At 45.4% G+C, this 18,436-nt stretch carries 20 protein-coding genes; 17 read left to right on the top strand and 3 right to left on the bottom strand.

Annotated features, from left to right (window positions below; all coding sequences use genetic code 11):
* Positions 1-6 precede the first annotated feature (6 nt).
* Positions 7-1,317 (bottom strand): tyrosine-type recombinase/integrase, encoded by a 1,311-nt coding sequence (locus L2725_RS04705; RefSeq protein WP_249247873.1) that lies wholly within the window; start codon positions 1,315-1,317, stop codon positions 7-9.
* Between the two features lie 409 nt (positions 1,318-1,726).
* Between L2725_RS04705 and L2725_RS04700 the strand changes: the two genes are divergently transcribed.
* The 12 genes from L2725_RS04700 (at position 1,727) to L2725_RS04635 (ending at position 10,805) form a co-directional block, all read left to right on the top strand.
* Entirely contained in the window at positions 1,727-1,939 is a 213-nt protein-coding gene (locus tag L2725_RS04700) for a hypothetical protein (RefSeq protein ID WP_249247872.1), read from the top strand.
* A gap of 192 nt (positions 1,940-2,131) precedes the next feature.
* Positions 2,132-2,614, top strand: coding sequence for a hypothetical protein (locus L2725_RS04695; protein WP_249247871.1), 483 nt, complete (start codon positions 2,132-2,134; stop codon positions 2,612-2,614).
* Between the two features lie 707 nt (positions 2,615-3,321).
* On the top strand, positions 3,322-4,464 hold the full coding sequence (locus tag L2725_RS23315; RefSeq protein ID WP_249247869.1) for a Shedu anti-phage system protein SduA domain-containing protein: 1,143 nt from the start codon (positions 3,322-3,324) through the stop codon (positions 4,462-4,464).
* Positions 4,465-4,610: 146 nt separating this feature from the next.
* Entirely contained in the window at positions 4,611-4,748 is a 138-nt protein-coding gene (locus L2725_RS23350; protein WP_428985256.1) for a caspase family protein, read from the top strand.
* A gap of 70 nt (positions 4,749-4,818) precedes the next feature.
* Positions 4,819-6,294 carry a caspase family protein gene (locus L2725_RS23310; protein ID WP_346429383.1) on the top strand — a complete coding sequence of 492 codons (1,476 nt, stop codon included), beginning with the start codon at positions 4,819-4,821 and terminating at the stop codon, positions 6,292-6,294.
* A gap of 75 nt (positions 6,295-6,369) precedes the next feature.
* Positions 6,370-7,056 (top strand): hypothetical protein, encoded by a 687-nt coding sequence (locus L2725_RS04675; RefSeq protein WP_249247868.1) that lies wholly within the window; start codon positions 6,370-6,372, stop codon positions 7,054-7,056.
* Positions 7,057-7,190: 134 nt separating this feature from the next.
* Positions 7,191-7,520 carry an MFS transporter permease gene (locus L2725_RS04660; RefSeq protein WP_283164162.1) on the top strand — a complete coding sequence of 110 codons (330 nt, stop codon included), beginning with the start codon at positions 7,191-7,193 and terminating at the stop codon, positions 7,518-7,520.
* Positions 7,521-7,867: 347 nt separating this feature from the next.
* A complete protein-coding gene (locus tag L2725_RS04655) occupies positions 7,868-8,185 on the top strand; it encodes a hypothetical protein (protein ID WP_249247866.1) in 318 nt (105 codons plus the stop codon).
* Positions 8,186-8,439: 254 nt separating this feature from the next.
* Positions 8,440-9,153: an MBL fold metallo-hydrolase gene (locus L2725_RS04650; RefSeq protein WP_249247865.1), complete on the top strand. Its 714-nt coding sequence runs from the start codon at positions 8,440-8,442 to the stop codon at positions 9,151-9,153.
* Between the two features lie 243 nt (positions 9,154-9,396).
* Positions 9,397-9,762 carry a hypothetical protein gene (locus L2725_RS04645; protein WP_249247864.1) on the top strand — a complete coding sequence of 122 codons (366 nt, stop codon included), beginning with the start codon at positions 9,397-9,399 and terminating at the stop codon, positions 9,760-9,762.
* 262 nt (positions 9,763-10,024) lie between these two features.
* Positions 10,025-10,285, top strand: a complete 261-nt coding sequence (locus tag L2725_RS04640) for a hypothetical protein (RefSeq protein ID WP_346429382.1) — start codon at positions 10,025-10,027, stop codon at positions 10,283-10,285.
* Between the two features lie 97 nt (positions 10,286-10,382).
* Complete coding sequence (locus L2725_RS04635; protein WP_249247862.1) at positions 10,383-10,805, top strand: DUF6392 family protein; 423 nt, start codon at positions 10,383-10,385, stop codon at positions 10,803-10,805.
* A gap of 117 nt (positions 10,806-10,922) precedes the next feature.
* Here L2725_RS04635 and L2725_RS04630 read toward each other — a convergent pair whose 3' ends face one another.
* Positions 10,923-11,543 carry a response regulator gene (locus L2725_RS04630; RefSeq protein WP_248934630.1) on the bottom strand — a complete coding sequence of 207 codons (621 nt, stop codon included), beginning with the start codon at positions 11,541-11,543 and terminating at the stop codon, positions 10,923-10,925.
* 3 nt (positions 11,544-11,546) lie between these two features.
* Positions 11,547-12,875 (bottom strand): cache domain-containing protein, encoded by a 1,329-nt coding sequence (locus L2725_RS04625; RefSeq protein WP_249247861.1) that lies wholly within the window; start codon positions 12,873-12,875, stop codon positions 11,547-11,549.
* A 418-nt stretch (positions 12,876-13,293) separates the two neighbouring features.
* Here L2725_RS04625 and L2725_RS04620 point away from each other — a divergent pair, with 418 nt between their 5' ends.
* From L2725_RS04620 to L2725_RS04600, 5 genes are all read left to right on the top strand, one after another.
* Positions 13,294-14,361 carry a TRAP transporter substrate-binding protein gene (locus tag L2725_RS04620; protein WP_249247860.1) on the top strand — a complete coding sequence of 356 codons (1,068 nt, stop codon included), beginning with the start codon at positions 13,294-13,296 and terminating at the stop codon, positions 14,359-14,361.
* A gap of 106 nt (positions 14,362-14,467) precedes the next feature.
* Complete coding sequence (locus tag L2725_RS04615; protein WP_249247859.1) at positions 14,468-14,983, top strand: TRAP transporter small permease subunit; 516 nt, start codon at positions 14,468-14,470, stop codon at positions 14,981-14,983.
* Positions 14,980-16,275: a TRAP transporter large permease gene (locus L2725_RS04610; protein ID WP_249247858.1), complete on the top strand. Its 1,296-nt coding sequence runs from the start codon at positions 14,980-14,982 to the stop codon at positions 16,273-16,275. The genes L2725_RS04615 and L2725_RS04610 overlap by 4 nt, the downstream gene beginning before the upstream one ends.
* Positions 16,276-16,309: 34 nt before the next feature.
* A complete protein-coding gene (locus tag L2725_RS04605) occupies positions 16,310-17,344 on the top strand; it encodes a DcaP family trimeric outer membrane transporter (RefSeq protein WP_249247857.1) in 1,035 nt (344 codons plus the stop codon).
* Positions 17,345-17,776: 432 nt separating this feature from the next.
* Complete coding sequence (locus L2725_RS04600; protein WP_249247855.1) at positions 17,777-18,406, top strand: hypothetical protein; 630 nt, start codon at positions 17,777-17,779, stop codon at positions 18,404-18,406.
* Positions 18,407-18,436 lie beyond the last annotated feature (30 nt).

Raw genomic sequence — 18,436 nt, 5'->3', positions numbered from 1 at the left:
TGGGCGTTATATTCTCCCCATCAACTCTCGCCTTTCCTCAGGTGAGAGTTGTTTTATCTCTCTGACCAGCCGCTCTACCCTGCTCTCTTCCACCTTTAAGTTTCTGCCCAGCAAAGCTGCTGTAGTGATCCCCAGTTCCCGCCTGACATGTTCAATGTCCAAATGGGCATAGGTACTGGCCGTGATACTAATGTCGCTGTGGCCTAACAGCTTACTGGTAGTTTGAATGTTGCCACCACGCATTACGCTCCAACTGGCAATGGTGCGTCGTAAGTCGTGAATGGTGACATTCTCGCCTCTACTTTGGCCGCGCAGTCCTGCCCGTTCTGTGATTCGATACCAGAAGCTGCCAACGGCTGACTTCTCTGCAATATGTCCAGTCTTACTTTGAGATGATGGAAACACATACCTTTCCCCCGCAGTAGCTTCACTGCTGCGGCGTGTTAAAATCTCCATCGCCTCATCAGTCAATGGCACAGCATGGGCTTTCTTAGCCTTCATCTTGGTCGTGGGTATAAGCCAGATACCTTGCTCATGATCTATCTCTCCCCACTCCATGCTCAAAACACAGTACTTGCGCTGACCCGTCAGCAATAGCAGCATGACGATATCCTGATAGACTTGAGACTCCTCAGTCAGGCTTTCTAACAGACGCCCGACCTCTTCTTTACTTAAAATCCGTTCTCTCCTGGTCTCTGCCAGCTTTTTTATCTTAATAAAGGGATTAGCTTCCTGTTCGGCATACATAGATTTAAGCAGCGTTAAGCACTTGTTCCTCACAGACACCGATGTCTTTATCAGGATTTGTTTTAGCAATGTATTTGCGGTGTCAGCTTTGATATCAGTGATCTGGAAGTGTCCTATTGCCCCCTTAAGGTGATTGCTCCACGTTGAACGGGCATCCTCCAGAGACTTGGAACGCCGCTCACCTATCTTAATCTTGACCAGAAATTCGGATTCCCATGCTTCAAACAACTCAGCAATCGACATCGACAAAGCCTTTTGCCGTTTGTTTTCCTGAATAGCCGCCTTTTTGACTTCGTTGGGATTCTTGCCATAGGTAAAGTCAGAGGCGATTTGCTTCGCCCTTTTACGGGCTTGCTCTATGGTGATCAGCGGAAACTCACCAATAGTTACAGAGGTATCTTTCCCTAAATACTTACGGCGAAAGCGAAAAACCTTCTTACCCGATACCAAAACATCTAAATGCAGCCCGTTAACGGAACCAGCAGAACCACTATCTGAAATTCTGTATCGCGTCTTCTTAACTTTGCACTCTTCCAGAGCTCGTTTAGTGAAGATATTGGTGCCCTTCATAGGTCTTCTCCCTAAATCCTGTGCCGCCTCTGTACAGCCTTTTGAGTTAAATTAGCGTAACTTTGGTTAATTTACAAATATCTAATATTTAGATAAGTATATGTTTTATATGCCTTTAACAATTTTCGTTAAATTACATTAAAGTCAAAAGTAGCTCCTGTGGGGAGACCATAAGCAACGCCATCTCCGGCAACCTCTGCTTAGACTCATTGTTCCAATCTGCTTTGCTCAGCTCGTTTCACCAAGCTCCAACTCCATAAGTTAGCTCCTAATACGAAGGTATAGAGTTTACTCACTTTATTGATCTTCCCCCTTGTATCCAGCTAAATGACCTTGGGCTTAGCGTAAGCACCAAGAAACAAAGCCCTGGGCCAGAGCAATAAACCAATGGATTGAAAGGAAGACACATATGGACAAAGGATACGAAGCAGCTGCATTAATTTACTTAATGATTGGTCTTGGTGGGCTACTTCTACCACTCTTAATTTTTTTGATTTACAGGCATGTAAAGCAGATGCGTGAAATCGCAGTGGAAATGCGAATGGAGATAAAAGAACTGAATGCCAGCATAAAGTATCTGAAAAGACGATTTAACGAGAAAGAGGCTGAGGGCAGCAGTTGATGTCCATAGCATTGGCTGGAGGGGACTATTGCTCATCATCGGCAAGTCTCTCAGGTCAATACTCCATACTATTTGTCGCAACGCAAAGCGGCATCCGCTAACAAGTCATGACTCATATCAATTCCCGGTGTCGGCCAAGTCGATAATATGTTGACGCCCCCAATGGAATAACAAAGCACTGAAGGAAGAGTCATGGACCCGCTCTCACAACTTTTCGCTGCATACATGCAAATGATCACCAGCAGCATCACAGACCACTATACCGACGCCCTGAATACCAATATCACTTCGCAAAGCATCAACTACCAGGGGACGAACATTCGCTTTCAGCATTTCCTGTGGAAGGTGAAACCAGAGACGGTATGTATCGACCTGAAACAGCAAGCCACCCAATACTCCCACTGCACCCAACAAGCCAAGGCGATGTTTACCGAGATTTGCTCTGAGCTTTCAGGCAAACGCCATTTAAGTGCCAAGGCACAAAGTCTGACCCGCATGTACTGCAACGCCTCGGCAAGCTACCAACCCATGATAGCCAGCATTGGTGAACCTAAACCGATAACCGCAACACAGATGCAGGAGAAAGAGTGCAACCGCCTCATCCTCAAGGCGATGCAAGACAACAGCCCGGAAGTCGCAGCACAGAAAGAGAAGGTCTGCGCTTTGGTGAGGTAGCTATTCAAAGGGAAAGCACATTCCCCTGCTATTGGTATGGACAATGTCTTACGCCCCAAGCTCTAAAAGCCTTTCCTTGGAGTGCTGTCAATAGGTTTACAGAAGTGGACTCATCTAACATCTGCAATTTGATGCAGCACTTATAACCACCAATATGCGGACTCGCGTAATCATTGAGCGAAAAAGCCTGAACATGAAAGAACTGGAAGATATCTTACAGAACAGCAAGTTATAACGTGTTAACGTGCTGCCCACAGTTCGAAAGAACAGGCAAAATTTAACCCGTACAGGGCAGCAGGGACGCTGGAACCCAAAATTCAGGGGCGGAAGCGTGTTCGAAGAACAAGCGACAGAACAGTTTCTGTCGCTTAGCTGAAGCCAAAGGGCATCTGGCCCGCCACGCGACAAAAAATGTCGGGAACATTTTTGAACAGCTTTAGCTGTCCCGAAGGGTGAAGCACAGGATGTGCGGAATAATCGGTAGCGTGTCTGAAAGGTGAGAATGGCAAAGCTAAGCTGCTTTCGCTCCCGTTCGGCTCGCATTGAGGCCGAATTAGCAACCTACTCTTGGTACTTTTTGCTTCGCCGATACATAAATCACCTCCTTCCTTAGAAGGTAGGCCAAGCTTGCAAGGTAAGGTACCTTGCAAGGTCTCACTAATAAAATGTTAGTAGCTTCCAAGTAAACGATAGATAAGAGGTTATCGGTGTTTGAAATTCCTGATTTTAAGCCTACAGAAGAAGATGTGATTAGAAACTCTAAATTAGAGACCCTCTATAACCACACCTTCGAGAAAGGTAGGTTTTTCCAAGTTATTTTCTCTGACGAAGAACAGTTTCATATTCAGCTAGCTCCTCGGACAATGATGAAAGTTGTCTATCTGAAAGAGAAAGATGACATTGAGGGCATTAAGCTATGCAAGTTAGTCAGCGGTCAGGAGAAGCAAGTTATTGAACTTTCCAAGTTCAATATGCAGCAATTGAAAACGTTCTTGAATTTCATTCAAGGACTTAATTTGAAGGGGATAGCAGAGCGACGTATTAAGCTATCCGATGATTCAATGGATGTGCTTGATGCCGAGACAAAACAGAAAATAACTACACTACTTTCAGGTTCTGATGGTGGAGAAGTTGTTAGAGACTTACTGTCACAAGGAATGATCACTACTCAGGGCCTTGTGAATACGGGTTATCGGAAGTCACAGTTAGAAATATTCAAAAAACTACTATCGTCAAACTACCTACCTCAGTATAAAGTCGATATCGGTAAGCCAAATACAAAAGACGAGACTGCATGGCAGCATTTCTTCGCGGTGAATCAATGGATATTCGGTTATGGTTTAGACTACAGATTCCAAGGTATCTTACAAAAGGAGTTTCACGCGTCTGATACTAATGCGGGTGGCAGTGAAGGTGTTATTGCAGATTTCTTAATGGGTGACAATAAATTCACAACGTTTGTCGAACTTAAGTTACCTACAACCCCATTGTTTGGAACTGCTCAAAATAGAGCGCAGAGTTGGAAACTATCAAAAGAATTGATGGAAGCTTACTCACAAATTCTGGAACAAAAAGCTAGCGGAACGCTCAAGATTGAAACAACTCGAGATTTATATGCAGACGATTACAGCGAAATAAATCAGAATGCTTATGACTCGAAAACGGTTCTAATTGTTGGCAACTGGGCACAGGTTGATAATGCAGCGGAGCCCCCAGGCATCAAAAAAATGAAGCACAAAACTCTCGAACTTTTCCGTCGAGACTCTAGAAACGTAGAAATCATTACCTACGACGAGTTATTTGAAAGAGCATCATTCATTGTTCTTAATGAGCATAGCGCAAACAAATAGAACGCTGCTAACAAAGCATTTAAGAGTGATTCGCAACGCTTAGTATTTTCGCTTCGCTCAAGTATAGCCAAGCGCTGCTCACACCTTAATGCGGCGTTAGTGCTTTGTCACAATGAGGAGTTGTACACAATATATGGTGTTCATTGATGAATAAAAGAAAAGCATTGGTTCTGGGAAATTCTAAGTACCAAGTAAAGCCTTTAAGAAACCCTATAAATGATGCAAATTCAATTACCGAAATTCTTCATGATAAAGGGTTCGATGTAACTATAAAAAAGATTTAGATAGCTATTCATTATTTAATGCGATCCATGATTTTTGTAATAAAGTCGATCTCCATAATGAAGTAGTTCTATTTTTTTTGCTGGTCATGGTTTGGAATCTAGCGGTAACAACTATCTTATCCCCTGTGATTTCAATGAAGATAGTGATTTAAATTATCATGCCCCCACTCTGGATTTTATTATTGATAGCTTTGCAAAGTCATTCCCAAATAGTGCAAAGCTATTCATTCTAGATGCGTGCCGCAATGATGGAGATAAGGACTTTCTTGACAGTTTAAAGAGTAGGGGGGCGGGGAATTTCAAGGCTATGAACCTCGGGCAAGTAAAGCCTGAAACTAATAATAATACGCTTATTGCTTTTGCAACAGCACCAGGAATGAAAGCCTCTGATGGAGGTGTTAATAGTCGAAATGGTCTTTATACTAAGCATTTAATCGAATCAATGTCACAATATAACTTGTCTATTGAGGATGTTTTTAGATTAGTCAGAGAACAAGTTATTAAAGATAGTGATTTTAAACAAATCCCGTGGGAGCATAGTTCACTGCTTAAATCATTTTCTTTTGATTACTACGATGTTCCATGTACGTTAGTCGATACGATTACACTACCTTTCGACACACTTTTTTCATCTCAGTTCATTCCTGGAACAAAGTCCATTGCTTTAGTTGGTAACAGTAATCGATTTTTAATTCAGACATTAAATAGTTACGAAAGTTCAGTAAATATAATAGGTGAAAAGTCTGTGCATGGTGAGGTGGTGCGTGTAACAGATAGGTATCATTTAGTTGGAAATTCAGAGGGGTATTTATATTGTTATGACAACTTAGATAATACGGTAAAATCAACTAAGATTTTTAATTCTGTTTTTTTCGCAATGTCGATATCCACTAATTGCAATGAAGTTGTTTTATGTGGCGATGGCGGGGTATTAAAAAACTTGTCTGTTGATGATTTGAGTGTTATTTTTGTAAAAGATACTGGTATCAACAATGTTTTTTCTATAAGTCATACTGTTGATGGGGACTCAATTCTTCTTTGTGGAGATAATTACGAACTTGTTGTCTACGACACGAAAAACCATCAACTATTTAAAAAGTTAGAAAATGATTGTTTTTATTCTAATACAGCTAGTTTTTCGCCTGATGGGAAGTTACTTGCAACAGGACATGACGGCGGTATAGTTAAAATTTGGGATAGGGATAACTACAAGTTATTAAAAACAATTAACTTACCCAAGTACATAGAAAACATAGTAAGTATTATTGAAATAAAGAAAGATGCAGGTAAAGTCCCAACTAATCATATTGTTAGTTTGTGTTTTACTCCTGATTCCAATGTGTTAGCTATTGGTACGTCAGACCCTTCATTAGTATTTGTCGACGTAAAATACAGTCAATTAATCAAAGAAATTAAGCTTGATTTTTCTGTGTCTCAAATTTATTCATTATCGATTTCTGACTGTGGGGATTATTTAGTTTGTTCTGGTCATAAACGTAAAGCATATGTTTTCAGCACCAACAAAGCAATCAAGTCGGATTCGTAACAATTGGCTACGTTTTGCTTCGCTAAACAGTTTATCCAACTATTAATCACCGCTTATTTCGGCGTTGGAGTCATAATGAAAGACTTAGCAGCACATTCAGGTGAAAAACTAAAAGAAGTCGAGAAATTTTTCGCGTCTTATCAATCAGCAGTATTATTTCACTCTTATCAGCATTTAGCTCAGGTTTTACCTCCTAACCTAGCAACGAAAATCCACGGTAATATGCCTATTCGGATTTTGGACCGAGCTCCAACCGGTTATGAAAAAGATGAAATACCCGCGATCGAACTCAATCAAGCTGATATGAAGAAGTACATGCTGGAAGAAGGTTCAAGGAAAATATTTGAGTTTTCAGTACAGTTAATGTACTCAAATTTTGAACATTTTATTCGAGAAGCGATGATTCATCTCAAGCCTGAAAAGTACGAGGGGAAGGTGATTTACTTTGGTAAGGACAAGCTTGTGGAACTGGGCTTAGATATTTCAGATGAACTGCTTTTCAATATTATCTCTATCAGGGAGACTCGAAACTGTTTAGTTCACAATTCGGGGGTATGGGATGAGAAAGCTGCTATAAAACTATCCAAAGCAATAATCGGTGATGAAATTGCAGATTATCCACTAAGCATAGGTTCTTCGACAGGTGATACTTATATAACTGCGGTAGGCTCAACTATCCAGACAGCACTTAATCAGACTGCGAATATCAAATGGATGTCTACAGTGTTGCAAGAATTCTATGAGGTTGTAGAACGTACCTAACAACTGTTTAAGAGTGATTCCCAATGTGTGGCATTTTTGCTATTCGTTGGTTTTAGTGTTTATGGTCGTATGCGGGAGCATCGGTATTGCGTTGCTCACACCGTAACAGGGCGTTATAAAACAAGAGGGCAAACATGGAAAAACCTGAATATGGTAAGTGGATTCATACTGCTTTTACTGGCGCAAGTTTTGCCTACTTTCTAGCAGTTATTGATAAAGTTGACCTAATTGTTTCAAGCTACTCGTTAGCCTTGTCTACGTTGTCATTTGCCTTAGCATTAGCTTTAAACGCTATTTTTGCAATGGTTTACTATGGTTTCGACGGAGAACCAGATGTTACTGAAAAACTCTCTAAATATTGGTTGGTACGACGTTTTAACAGTTTATCTCAGTGGTCGTTTATCTTTGCTGTGATTGGGTTAGTATATTTTGTCATTGAGCCTATGGTGAGACTTGTTTTATAACAAACTATTTAGAAGTGATTCGCAACGCGTGGCATTTTTACTATGCGTTTATTCTAGCTATTAAAGTTAGAATACGGAAGCTTCAGTATTGCGTTGCTCACCACTTAAGCGGTTGTTAAATTCTCGTCTTCAACTCTCGCCTTTCCTCTGGCGAGAGTTTCTCCCCTCCCCCAGCATCAGTCTAACCAACCGCTCTCCCCGATTTTCTTCGACCTTCACTTTCCTGCCCAGCAAAGCTGCCATCATGCTCTGCCTCCTCCAACCTCACAAAGTAGACCAAGCTCGCAAGCTCAGGTAGCTTACAGGGGCTCACTAATAAAATGTTATAAGCCTACTTAGAACAAGCTATGGATGAAGTCGAAGAGTTTGAAGAAGAGTTAACAAGCTATATTCACGATTTGTTTCTGGGTAATGAATTCCTGGAATGGAGAAATGGGCTTGAGCAATATTCAGAGGGACAATGGCACTGCCTTATTGTAAAGCTAAGTGATGCTGACGCTCCGATAGATAGACTAAGGGACTTCGGAGAGCAAACATACTCCAAGTTAGTTTTTAACTATGTAAAAGCCCCGGATTACAAAGAATCAAAAACGTTAATGGTCCAGTTTACGGTTTCTGGTAGTTTGTGGCATTCGTTGGTGTGGCATTGTCCTGATCACAACTAAAGTCTTATAACAAAGCCCTCTTTCATCGCCCGCTTTTTCCAACTATACATCCCCCCGATAAAGCACAGCAATACTCCCCCCTACCTTAAGTTTGCTTACAAAAAGTGAGTTTACAGGTGCAGTGAAATACCCGAGCTTGCCATGTCATTAATATCGCAATGTCTTTAGGGCTAACGATGAAAAAGTGCACCATAATCCTTTGCCTGCTCCTTTGCTGGATAGCTGACGCCAGTGCTTCGTCAGACATAACGACCATGAAGATTTCTGACGATACCTATGTGATGTCTGCCGTTGACTATGGCACCAATATAGGTGTTATCAGTACAGAAAAAGGCGTTGTGGTGATTGACCCTATGCCGGGTAAAGCCTTGTTACCCGCGCTGGCAAAGCAGATTAACGACCTGACGCAGTCACAGGTTCGCTTTGTGTTAAACACTCACAACCATGAAGACCATACTGGCGGCAACGAGTTTTTCATCGGTGAAGGTGCGCAGCAATTCAACAGCCCAGATGCCATCGCAGAGATTGACTCATTATTGGTTAACTCCCATACGCCCAAAGACCAAGTCTTTTTCCTTCACCGGGAGAATGTCGTTTTTACCGGTGACGTTTTTGATACCAGTTGGCACCCAACATTTTACTCAGGAGGCCTCAAAGGGTTTGATGACGCCATAGATCGGATTCTTGCGTTGGGGGATGAGCAAACACTGATAGTGCCCGGCCACGGAAAACCTGCGGATAAAGCGGCATTACGCAAGTTCAGGAAAGATACTCATGACTGGGTTGCCAGGGTTAAGGTGTTACATCAGCAGGGCCTGAGTATCTCTGAAATGCAGCAACACCCTGATATCCAGTCGATATTGCAGCGATTCAATGTAGAACAAAGAGCTGAGTTTATACCTGAAAGGGCATTTCAGCGGTTTTTGGAGCGTACAGTGACATTAATTGAAACCGACAAAGGTGCTTAATTCGGCCAGGTCAACCTATGCAAAATAGCGCACCAGGCCATCGCTGGTTTTAAGCTGGCTAACAACTCACTGAAGTCGGACAGCCAACACAAGGGTGCCGTCTGCTTTGAACTATTCCTCAGCTGTTAGTGAGCTCCAGCCGTGCAACGCCGCTGTTGCACTGCCAACTCCCTTGCACAATGGACCCTGTTGGTAAGGTCAGATACCTTACAAAGGATTAATATCTAAAATTATAAGCAGGCTATGAAGTCATCATACAAAACGGTTTTAGTCATGGCGCTTTCTATTGTGCTGTCATCATTAGTCGACGATTATTTCCTCGCCACAACCGGACAAAGTGATGTCAGTTTCCCCATCAACTCTTTATTTATCGCGTTTTGCCTTTTCATCTGGTGTAAGCAACATGGAAGGGAAAATGGGATTGCTGAGTTGAAAATCTACCCACTTCTTTGTGCAATTATAAGTTTTGTGGGTATCCCAATTTATGCCTATAAATTCTATGGCTTTAAGCAGGGCTCCATTCTGCTGGCTAAAGCCTTGGGCGTTTTTGCCTTAACCATCATTGCTTCAACCCTCGCGGTTATATCTCTATCCGGCTTTTATTGGTAACGATTCAGGATTATCCAAGACACCATAGAGGGAAAACCGTCGTGGAGTGATATGGATATCTATCACTCAGACGCCACTAAACTCCCGCTCTGTGTCAGGTAGACCAAGCTGGCAAGCTCAGGTAGCTTACTGAGGCATAAATTAACCACACAAAGGAATTGCCGTGCTGTTAGTTGCATCAATACTCCTGGTCATTTGCGGACTCGTCCATTCAATATTGGGTGAGAAGTACATTTTGATTCGTCTGTTCAGGCGTGACAATTTGCCGCATCTGTTTGGAAGCGATGAGTTTACCAAGGGGACCCTGAGGTTTGCCTGGCACATTACAACGCTGGCATGGTTTGGGTTTGCAGCAATCCTGGTGTTGCAGCAAAACAATGCCTCCGCCTTCCTCTATGCTATCAGTGTGGTGTTTGCGTTGAGCGCACTGTGCTCTGCCTACTTCACCCAAGGGAAACACCTGTCATGGGTGGTATTTGGTGCTGTCAGTGCGCTTTGCTATTTGAATACTGTAGCCAGCTGACCTGAGTAGTCGCATTATTCGACCTGGACAAAATAAACCCACTAAGCACATGTGACCCGGGCACAAACAACTCATCAATCACCTTTGGGGAATCAAGATGACCGAACCCGCTGAGCCATATTCAGATTGGATAGGCAAAACCTATCAGCAGCTGCAGCAAGACAGCCATTTCCTGGCACTGGTGGATGGCAGCAAACCTGAGGTAATAGATGACAGCCTAGATGACTTTTACATCTCATCAGAGGCCAGCAAAACTGAGTTTATTTTCAAACGCGATACCCAAAGGCTAATCGCGCTTATATTTTGGATGCGGCCGGATGGACGTTTCCCCAAATCCCTTAACGCCGGAATGACGCGACAGGATGTACACGCGCTACTTGGCGACCCCATCGAATCTGTCCCCGCCAGAAAAATCCCCGTACTGGGCGAAGTCCCTCCCTTTGAAAGATTCGAGGGAAAAGTGTCTGTGACCTATTCACTTAAAACAGATCAGGTCGAAGACGTCAGGTTTCACTCATAAAACAGATACGCGGTTGGTATCGCCTATTTGCAGGAGACAAGAGGCAGGCATCTTGATTAGTCTGCTCTCAGTTTTGCAGACCATGAATCAAGTTTGATAGCACAGTCAGGCAGTTCCTTAGTCATCCAGCCCGTGGTCGATGGCATAGCGCACCAGGCCAGCACTGGTTTTAATGCCCAGCTTTTCTTTGATATTACGCCTGTGGGTTTCTACGGTGCGGACACTGATATCGAGTTCCCGGGCCAGCTCTTTGTTGTTCAAACCTGAGGCCAGCAGTCGCAGCACTGTCTGCTCCCGGGTGGTTAACACAGTGCTTTTTTCCGGCTCAAGAGTGGTTTGCACCAGCAGCTCCAGAATACCCCGACTGTAGTAAATGCCGCCATTGTTGATGACTCTTAAGGCGTAGAACATCTCCGACGCACTGATATCTTTCAGGACGTAACCATTCACACCAAGATTCAGCACACTCAGCACGTACTCCTTGTCGTCGTGCATGCTCAGCACCAGGATTTTGATGTCAGGAAACTTGTCTTTGAAGATTTCGGTGGCATCCATACCGTTCATTTCCGGCATGCTGATGTCCATCAGTACAATATCCGGTTTGAGGGCAGGCACCTTTTCAAGCGCCTCTTTGCCGTTGGCGGCCTGGCCGACGACAACAAAATCATCATCCATGGAAAAGCGGGCAATGAGCCCTTCTCTGAAAATTGGATGATCGTCCACAATAAAAATTCGCATCACCTACCTCTTTTCAGAATTGCCGTAATTCATCAGCTTTTTGGGCAGTTTTGCCACCACCTTGGTGCCGGTTTTAGCGCTGTAAATGTCGAGCTTGCCGTCAAAATAGCTTATTCGCTCGGCCATATTCCTCAGTCCGATACCAACGTAGGGGGATTTGTTGCGACTTAATTTCTGGGTGTCAAAACCACAACCGTTATCGGTAATGGAAAGCTTAAACCAGGCGTCGTTTACCTGAAGCTTCACCGTCACTTTGGTGGCATTGGCATGTCGTTCAATATTGGTCAGCGCCTCTTGTGCAATGCGGTACAGCGTCGTTCTGGCATCGCTCGGCAGCAGCTTTTTAATTGCCAGTGGGGTAAAGGAAATATCGAGGCCCAGCCGACTTTTATAGTCTTCAATCAAAGCCGCCAGTGCAGCTGATAAACCATGGTCTTCCAGCAGGTTGGGATGCAGATCCCGGGATATGCGGCGAACATCGTTAATGGTGGCATCCAGATACTGCTCGCACTGCGACAACTCCTTATCTGCACCCTCACCTTTTTTCAGTTTAAAGATCGCGTTTTCAACGACATACTTTGTCGATACCAACATCTGAATAATGCCATCATGAAGTTCACGGGAGACACGCTGGCGCTCTATCTCCTGGCTGTCGACAATGCGATTGGTCAGCGCCTTCAGCTTTACATCTGCCAGTTTTCTCTCGCTCGCCTGCAGAAAAAGGCCAGAGAAAAACACCACCACAACGCCCGCCACCGTCAGCACCAGTATCACCAGAAATGTCTGGTTAATATGACCGTTGATTTCTTCCTGCAGGGTCACCACATCCCGGTCGATATCATCAATATAGATGCCGGTTCCCACCATCCACTGCCATTTATCCAGCATCACAGAGTAGGCGAGTTTTTTAGCCATTAAACCTGTTGAAGGCTTTTCCCACAGGTACTCATGAAACCCACCGCCTTGCTGCGCATTGGTAATCAAAATCTGAATCAGGGGATTACCTGATACGTCGACCCATTCCCAGAGATCCTGGCCTACTCGATAGGGTTGGCGGGGGTGCACTATGTTGATGCCAGTATCGCTGTACACAAAAAAATAGCCATCTTCTCCGTACTCCAGTGTGTTGAGGATCTCGGCTACCTGCTTTTGTGCAACAGGGTCATCTTGATCGGCCGTGAGGTAAATATGGCTAATTGCCCCCATTGCCAATTCAATATGGGATTGTAGTTGTTGCTTTCGCAACTCCAGAATTTTTTCTCTGTAGGAAGCGCCACTCTGCTCTGACAAAAGTTCAGATTGATGATGCAATGCCAACAAAATGATCAGCATAGAAAGCACAAGCGGGAGAATCGTGAGAGCTATGATTTTTTGCTTGAAGTCCAACATCAGGCTCCATGGTCATTTTTATTTTTTATTGTCTTAATATTAGTGCACCCGCCTGATTAAATTTCAACCAAACGCCTGGCCTCAGCATAAAGCTCCGCCACCAGCAAGCCTCAACAGACCCCAACAGCAAAAGCTAACCGATTATTTTTATTACAAATAATCCGCTGTATTTGTCTTGATAAAAATATCCCGTCCCCTGAAGTCAACCGCTCAGCCAAAGCGTGAATGTGACAAACAGGCGGTCGCGCCACCGAATGCGACTACGTAAAAACCCGCAGATGACTCAGTAGTAAACCGAATATTCAGCCTGTCTGAAAATAACTAGCTTGGCAGTTCATTAATTAGATTAAGGGACACCAAGATGCTCAAACCTCTATTCACGACCCTCCTTATTTCGGCACTGTCTCTGCTGTCCACCAGCGCAATGGCCGATGAACAAAAGACCTATCGCTGGCGCCTGGCTGAAACCTGGCCGAAAGACTTTCCTGTTTTTGGTGACACAGTCAAAAGCATGGCTCAGCGCGTTAAAGAGATGTCCGACGGTCGGCTTATCATCACCATCGACTCCAAGAATAAGCACAAAGCCCCTTTAGGCATTTTCGATATGGTTCGGGCCGGGCAGTACCAAATGGGTCATTCAGCTTCTTACTACTGGAAGGGAAAAGACCTCAACACCATGTTTTTTACCACCAGACCCTTTGGTATGACGGCAACTGAGCAATATGCCTGGTTTTACTACGGTGGCGGTATGGAGCTGATGCAGCAGGTTTACCAACCTTATGGTTTACTATCATTTCCCGGAGGCAATACCGGCAATCAAATGGGTGGATGGTTTCGCAAAGAGATCAAGTCGATAGATGATTTAAAGGGTCTCAAAATGCGGATTCCCGGCTTTGCCGGTGAGGTGATTTCCAAGTTGGGTGCCAGCCCCGTCAATATCCCTGCGGGCGAGCTTTATACCGCACTGGAGCGCAACACCATAGATGCGCTGGAATGGGTAGGCCCCTCTTTAGACCTCCGTATGGGCTTTCAAAAGGTCGCTCCTTTCTACTACACAGGCTGGCATGAACCGGCAACTGAGCTGCAATTTTTAATCAATGAGAAAGCATTCAATAGCCTGCCAGAAGATCTTCAACAGATTTTGATGGTGGCCATGCGTGCATCTGCTTATGACATGTATGCCCAGTCTATGCATGAAAACGCCCTCAACCTGGAAAAAATCGCCACACAGTACCCTGACATTCAGATAAGAACCTTCCCGGCCAGCATCATGCTGGAGCTGCAAAGGGCCAACGATCAGCTTATCGAGCAGTTCAAGCAGCAAGATCCGCTCACCAGAAAAATCATCGAGTCTCAGGAACGCTATCAGGGCATTGCACGTCCCTGGACGCAGATCTCAGATCAGGTCTACCTGGAAATTGGTCAGTAACAGTCTGTGGGGCTGGCTTGCTGCCAGCTCTTAACCAGACTTGATGACTTGATTGAAGCCCGGCGGCATTCGCTTTTTATCCAGCGGTAAATATAAGAACAGTCACATGAGAAAAATACACAATTTACTGGGTAACCTACTGGATTACCTCGGTTATCTCTGCGCAGTTTTAATGGTGTTGATGTTGTTGAATGTCTTCTATGACGTCGTTATGCGCTACCTATTCAACAATATTTCCATCGCCATGCAGGAGCTGGAATGGCACCTGTTTGCAGCCATGTTTATGTTCGGCATCGGCTACACGCTGAAAGAGGATGGTCACGTCAGGGTTGATGTTTTCTACGACAACCTCAGTCGTAAGACACAGGCCGTGATCAACAGCGTGGGCATACTGGTCACAGTGTTCCCCTTCAGTCTGCTCATCATCTATTTCGGACTGGGCTTTGTGGAAGATGCCTTTCAGCTGGGAGAGAAGAGCCCAGACCCCGGCGGACTCAGTCATTTCTGGATAATTAAGTCAGTTATTCCCCTGTCTTTTCTGTTCGTGATTATCGCCGCATGTTATCGGCTCATAGGTGAACTCTCGGTGCTGCTGGGCGCACCGGTGGAGGCTGAGTCATGACAGGTTTAGCCCTTTTTGCCATTGCAATGATCGCCATATTCTTTGGCTTTCCTATCGCCTTTACCTTCGCCGGAGTCTCTATGGTGGTGGGTATTCTGGTACTGGGTATCGACCTGTTTGCATTCATGCCATTCAGGATTATGAGCACCATGCAAAACACCATTTTGATGGCGGTTCCGCTGTTCATCTTTATGGGCATTGTGCTTCAAAAAACCAATCTGGCCGAAGAGTTACTTGAATCCATGGGTAAGCTGTTTGGCGGGCTTAAGGGTGGCCTGGCGATCTCCACCATAGTGGTTGGACTGTTTCTGGCTGCATCAACAGGTGTGGTGGGGGCCAGCGTGGTTGCCATGGGCGTGATATCGCTGCCGGTGATGTTGAAACACAGGTATGACCCCAGGTTATCGACAGGCATTATCTGTGCCGCAGGAACCCTGGGCCAGATAGTGCCGCCCTCGATAATCTTAATCATTCTTGGTGATGTGATGGGGCTGCCTGTAGGCGACCTGTTCACGGCGGCTATCCTCCCCTCACTGGTGCTGGTATCTGCCTATCTCATCTACATCCTGGCCATAGTCAATATCAAACCTGATATCGCCCCGGCCATAAACAATGACGCCGGTGAACCCAATCTGCGCATGGTGCTGAGGTGCCTGATGCTGATTATTCCTCCGCTGTTTTTAATCATCGCGGTATTGGGCTCGATTTATACCGGGCTGGCTACGCCGACGGAGTCGTCTGCACTTGGCGGCGTTGGCGCCCTGTTACTAGCCGCTATTTACGGCAAATTCAGGTTCAAACTCCTGTTCGAGAGTGCGCTGGAAACCGTCAAGGTGTCTTCGATGGTATTTGCCGTACTGATTGGTGCCACCGCGTTTTCAATGGTGTTCAGTTACAGCGGAGGTGAGTCCATTGTGGAGGAGTTTTTTGTCTCTCTGCCCAATGCTCAGTGGACATTCGTGCTGATCGCCATGCTTACCATTTTCATCCTGGGCTTCTTTATCGACTTTATTGAAATCGCCTTCATCATAGTGCCGATACTGACGCCTATTGCCCTGTCACTTGGGCTCGATATGAACTGGCTCGCCATTCTTATCGCCATGAATTTACAAACCTCATTTTTGACCCCTCCCTTCGGCTTCAGCCTGTTTTACCTCAAGGGAGTCGCCCCACCGCAAATCAAGACAATAGACATCTACAAAGGGGTCTTGCCGTTTATCGCCTTGCAGATGTTCATTCTGGCGCTACTGGTTTTCTTCCCCCAGCTATTTGGCCTTAGTCGGCTGGGTTAACGATTGAAACTAAAAAATAAAAAAGGAGATATATATGAAGATTTCAACACTGACGCTTATCGCCTCGGCGCTGTTCAGCAGCTCAGGTTATGCTGCTTACGAATTTGAACTCGGTGATAACAACACGCTCAAATTCGGCGGATATTTAAAGGCGGACATTCGTCATGTCGACGGCAATGTCCCCTACCGACCTTTTTGGATCGCCACAGGCACCACGGGGGAAGACGCCTCGCAAACTCACTTCAACATGAGGGAGTCAAGGTTCAACGCCAGTTATACCCACGGTAAGGTGATGGGGTTTGTCGAAGTCGACTTTTACGGCTCTGACGGCAGCGAGGCCGTGGTAAACAACTATGACCCCAGGTTGCGTCACGCCTTCATTAAATATGACAACTGGCTGGTAGGACAAACATGGTCCACCTTTATGCCGCTCAAGGCGATTCCTGAGACGCTCGATTTTGGCGGGCCGCATGTGGGCGAAGCCTTCATTCGCCAAACTCAGATACGTTACACCTATGGCGGATTCCAGTTCGCGCTGGAAAACCCGGAAACCACAGGCGCTGACAATAAGAATGACTCATTACCCGATGTCGTAGGTCGCTACATACATAAAGCGGATTGGGGTGAGCTCGCCGTGGCGGCTCTGGTGAGGCAGTTGGACAGTGATGGCCTGGATAAAACCGTTGCCGCCTTCAACCTGTCCGGCAAGCTGCTGATTGGAGAGAAAGACGACTTTCGCTTTCAGGTTAATGTGGGCAAGCCTGGCCGGTATGTTGCTCCGGGGCTAACGACAGATGTCATTACCCATGATGATCAGCCAGCCGCAGAAGAGACAACCGCTTACACGGCGGCATACCGTCATTTCTGGAGCGAGAGTTATCGCAGCACCGTTTTCTACGGCCATGCCAAAACCGATATTCAAAACCGGGAAAGGCAGATGTGGGGGGTGAATTTGATTAAGCAACTCACGCCCTATCTATGGGCTGGTGTGGAAGTGGGTAACTATGAGGTGAGTGACGCCAACGCCGACTCAACCTACCTGCAGTTCTCTGTCAAATACACCTTATAAAGGCCTGAAGGTGACAAATCACCTTGGTTTCTATCCCTGGCTCACCCAGCCTTGATGTTGACATGAAAATTCATGTAGCCGCTTAGTGCTATTCCGCATAGGAGGTTCAGTCAATCCAACTGAGCTTGAGACCCTATGCGAATTGGTACTGTTTGTAAGCGGCCTTTTTTGCTGCCACCAACTCAAAATATAACCAGCACCTGTTGTAATCACTCAGAGTTTACTAAGAGCTACTGACCCAACTCAGCCTTAGCTATCTAATTTCATTAAACATCAGCATTTCATTGTTAAACCATTAGCAGTTCTTTATTGCTCCCGGCATCTCCCTTGTCACTCTACCAATCACAGCCCACCGCAAAAGAGGCTGAGTAACGACAGACGCAAATTTTAAATGTGGCAACACGAATCAATTTTAGATTCTGGGAGAGTTATATGAAGAGATTTACATTACTGGCCCTGGCAATGATGTCACCCGCTGCTCTGGCGGGAACCTGGTATGAAGATTGGAATGTTGAAACCATCACGACCTATGTTGATGTCCCGGTTTATGAGGGCAGTGCTTCATGCAGAACGTCGAGTGGTCGATATATCAGTGATTACATACGGCCAACCAACAGTTCAAGCGCCTGCTTAAGTGCCAATGGTGGTTACTCGTTGGGTTATTGCGGTGGCAGCAGTATGTCCTGCAGTGCCGGAGTGCCTTTTTCTCGTATGGAAAGAAAAGCGGTCACGACAGTCCGCCGCACCCCGATTCAGCCTTATCCATCAGATGTGGCGATAGAACGCCTCGGATGTGTTGGCCAGAATGGACGTAAAATCATGCTGTCGACCAACTATGCCCAGGGAGCCAGTGGTATGAAGGTGTATATGGCCTCCTCGCCGGATTACCCTGAAACTCTGGTGTATAACGGCAGCTACAACAGCAATATGTTGCTGACGGTTTACCCAGGCAGCAATACCGTCAATATCCGGGTCAAACTGGATAATGGTTCCAGCTACTATTCGGTCGCCAGATATATGGAGTGTTCAGGCGGCGGTCGCCCACCCAGGCCTCTGGATTAACAAGGTAAAAGCGGGAGAGTTTATGGCTCT

The sequence above is a fragment of the Shewanella corallii genome (assembly GCF_023349125.1).
Classification (GTDB): Bacteria; Pseudomonadota; Gammaproteobacteria; order Enterobacterales; family Shewanellaceae; genus Shewanella; species Shewanella corallii.
This window is presented reverse-complemented; position numbering and strand designations above follow the sequence as displayed.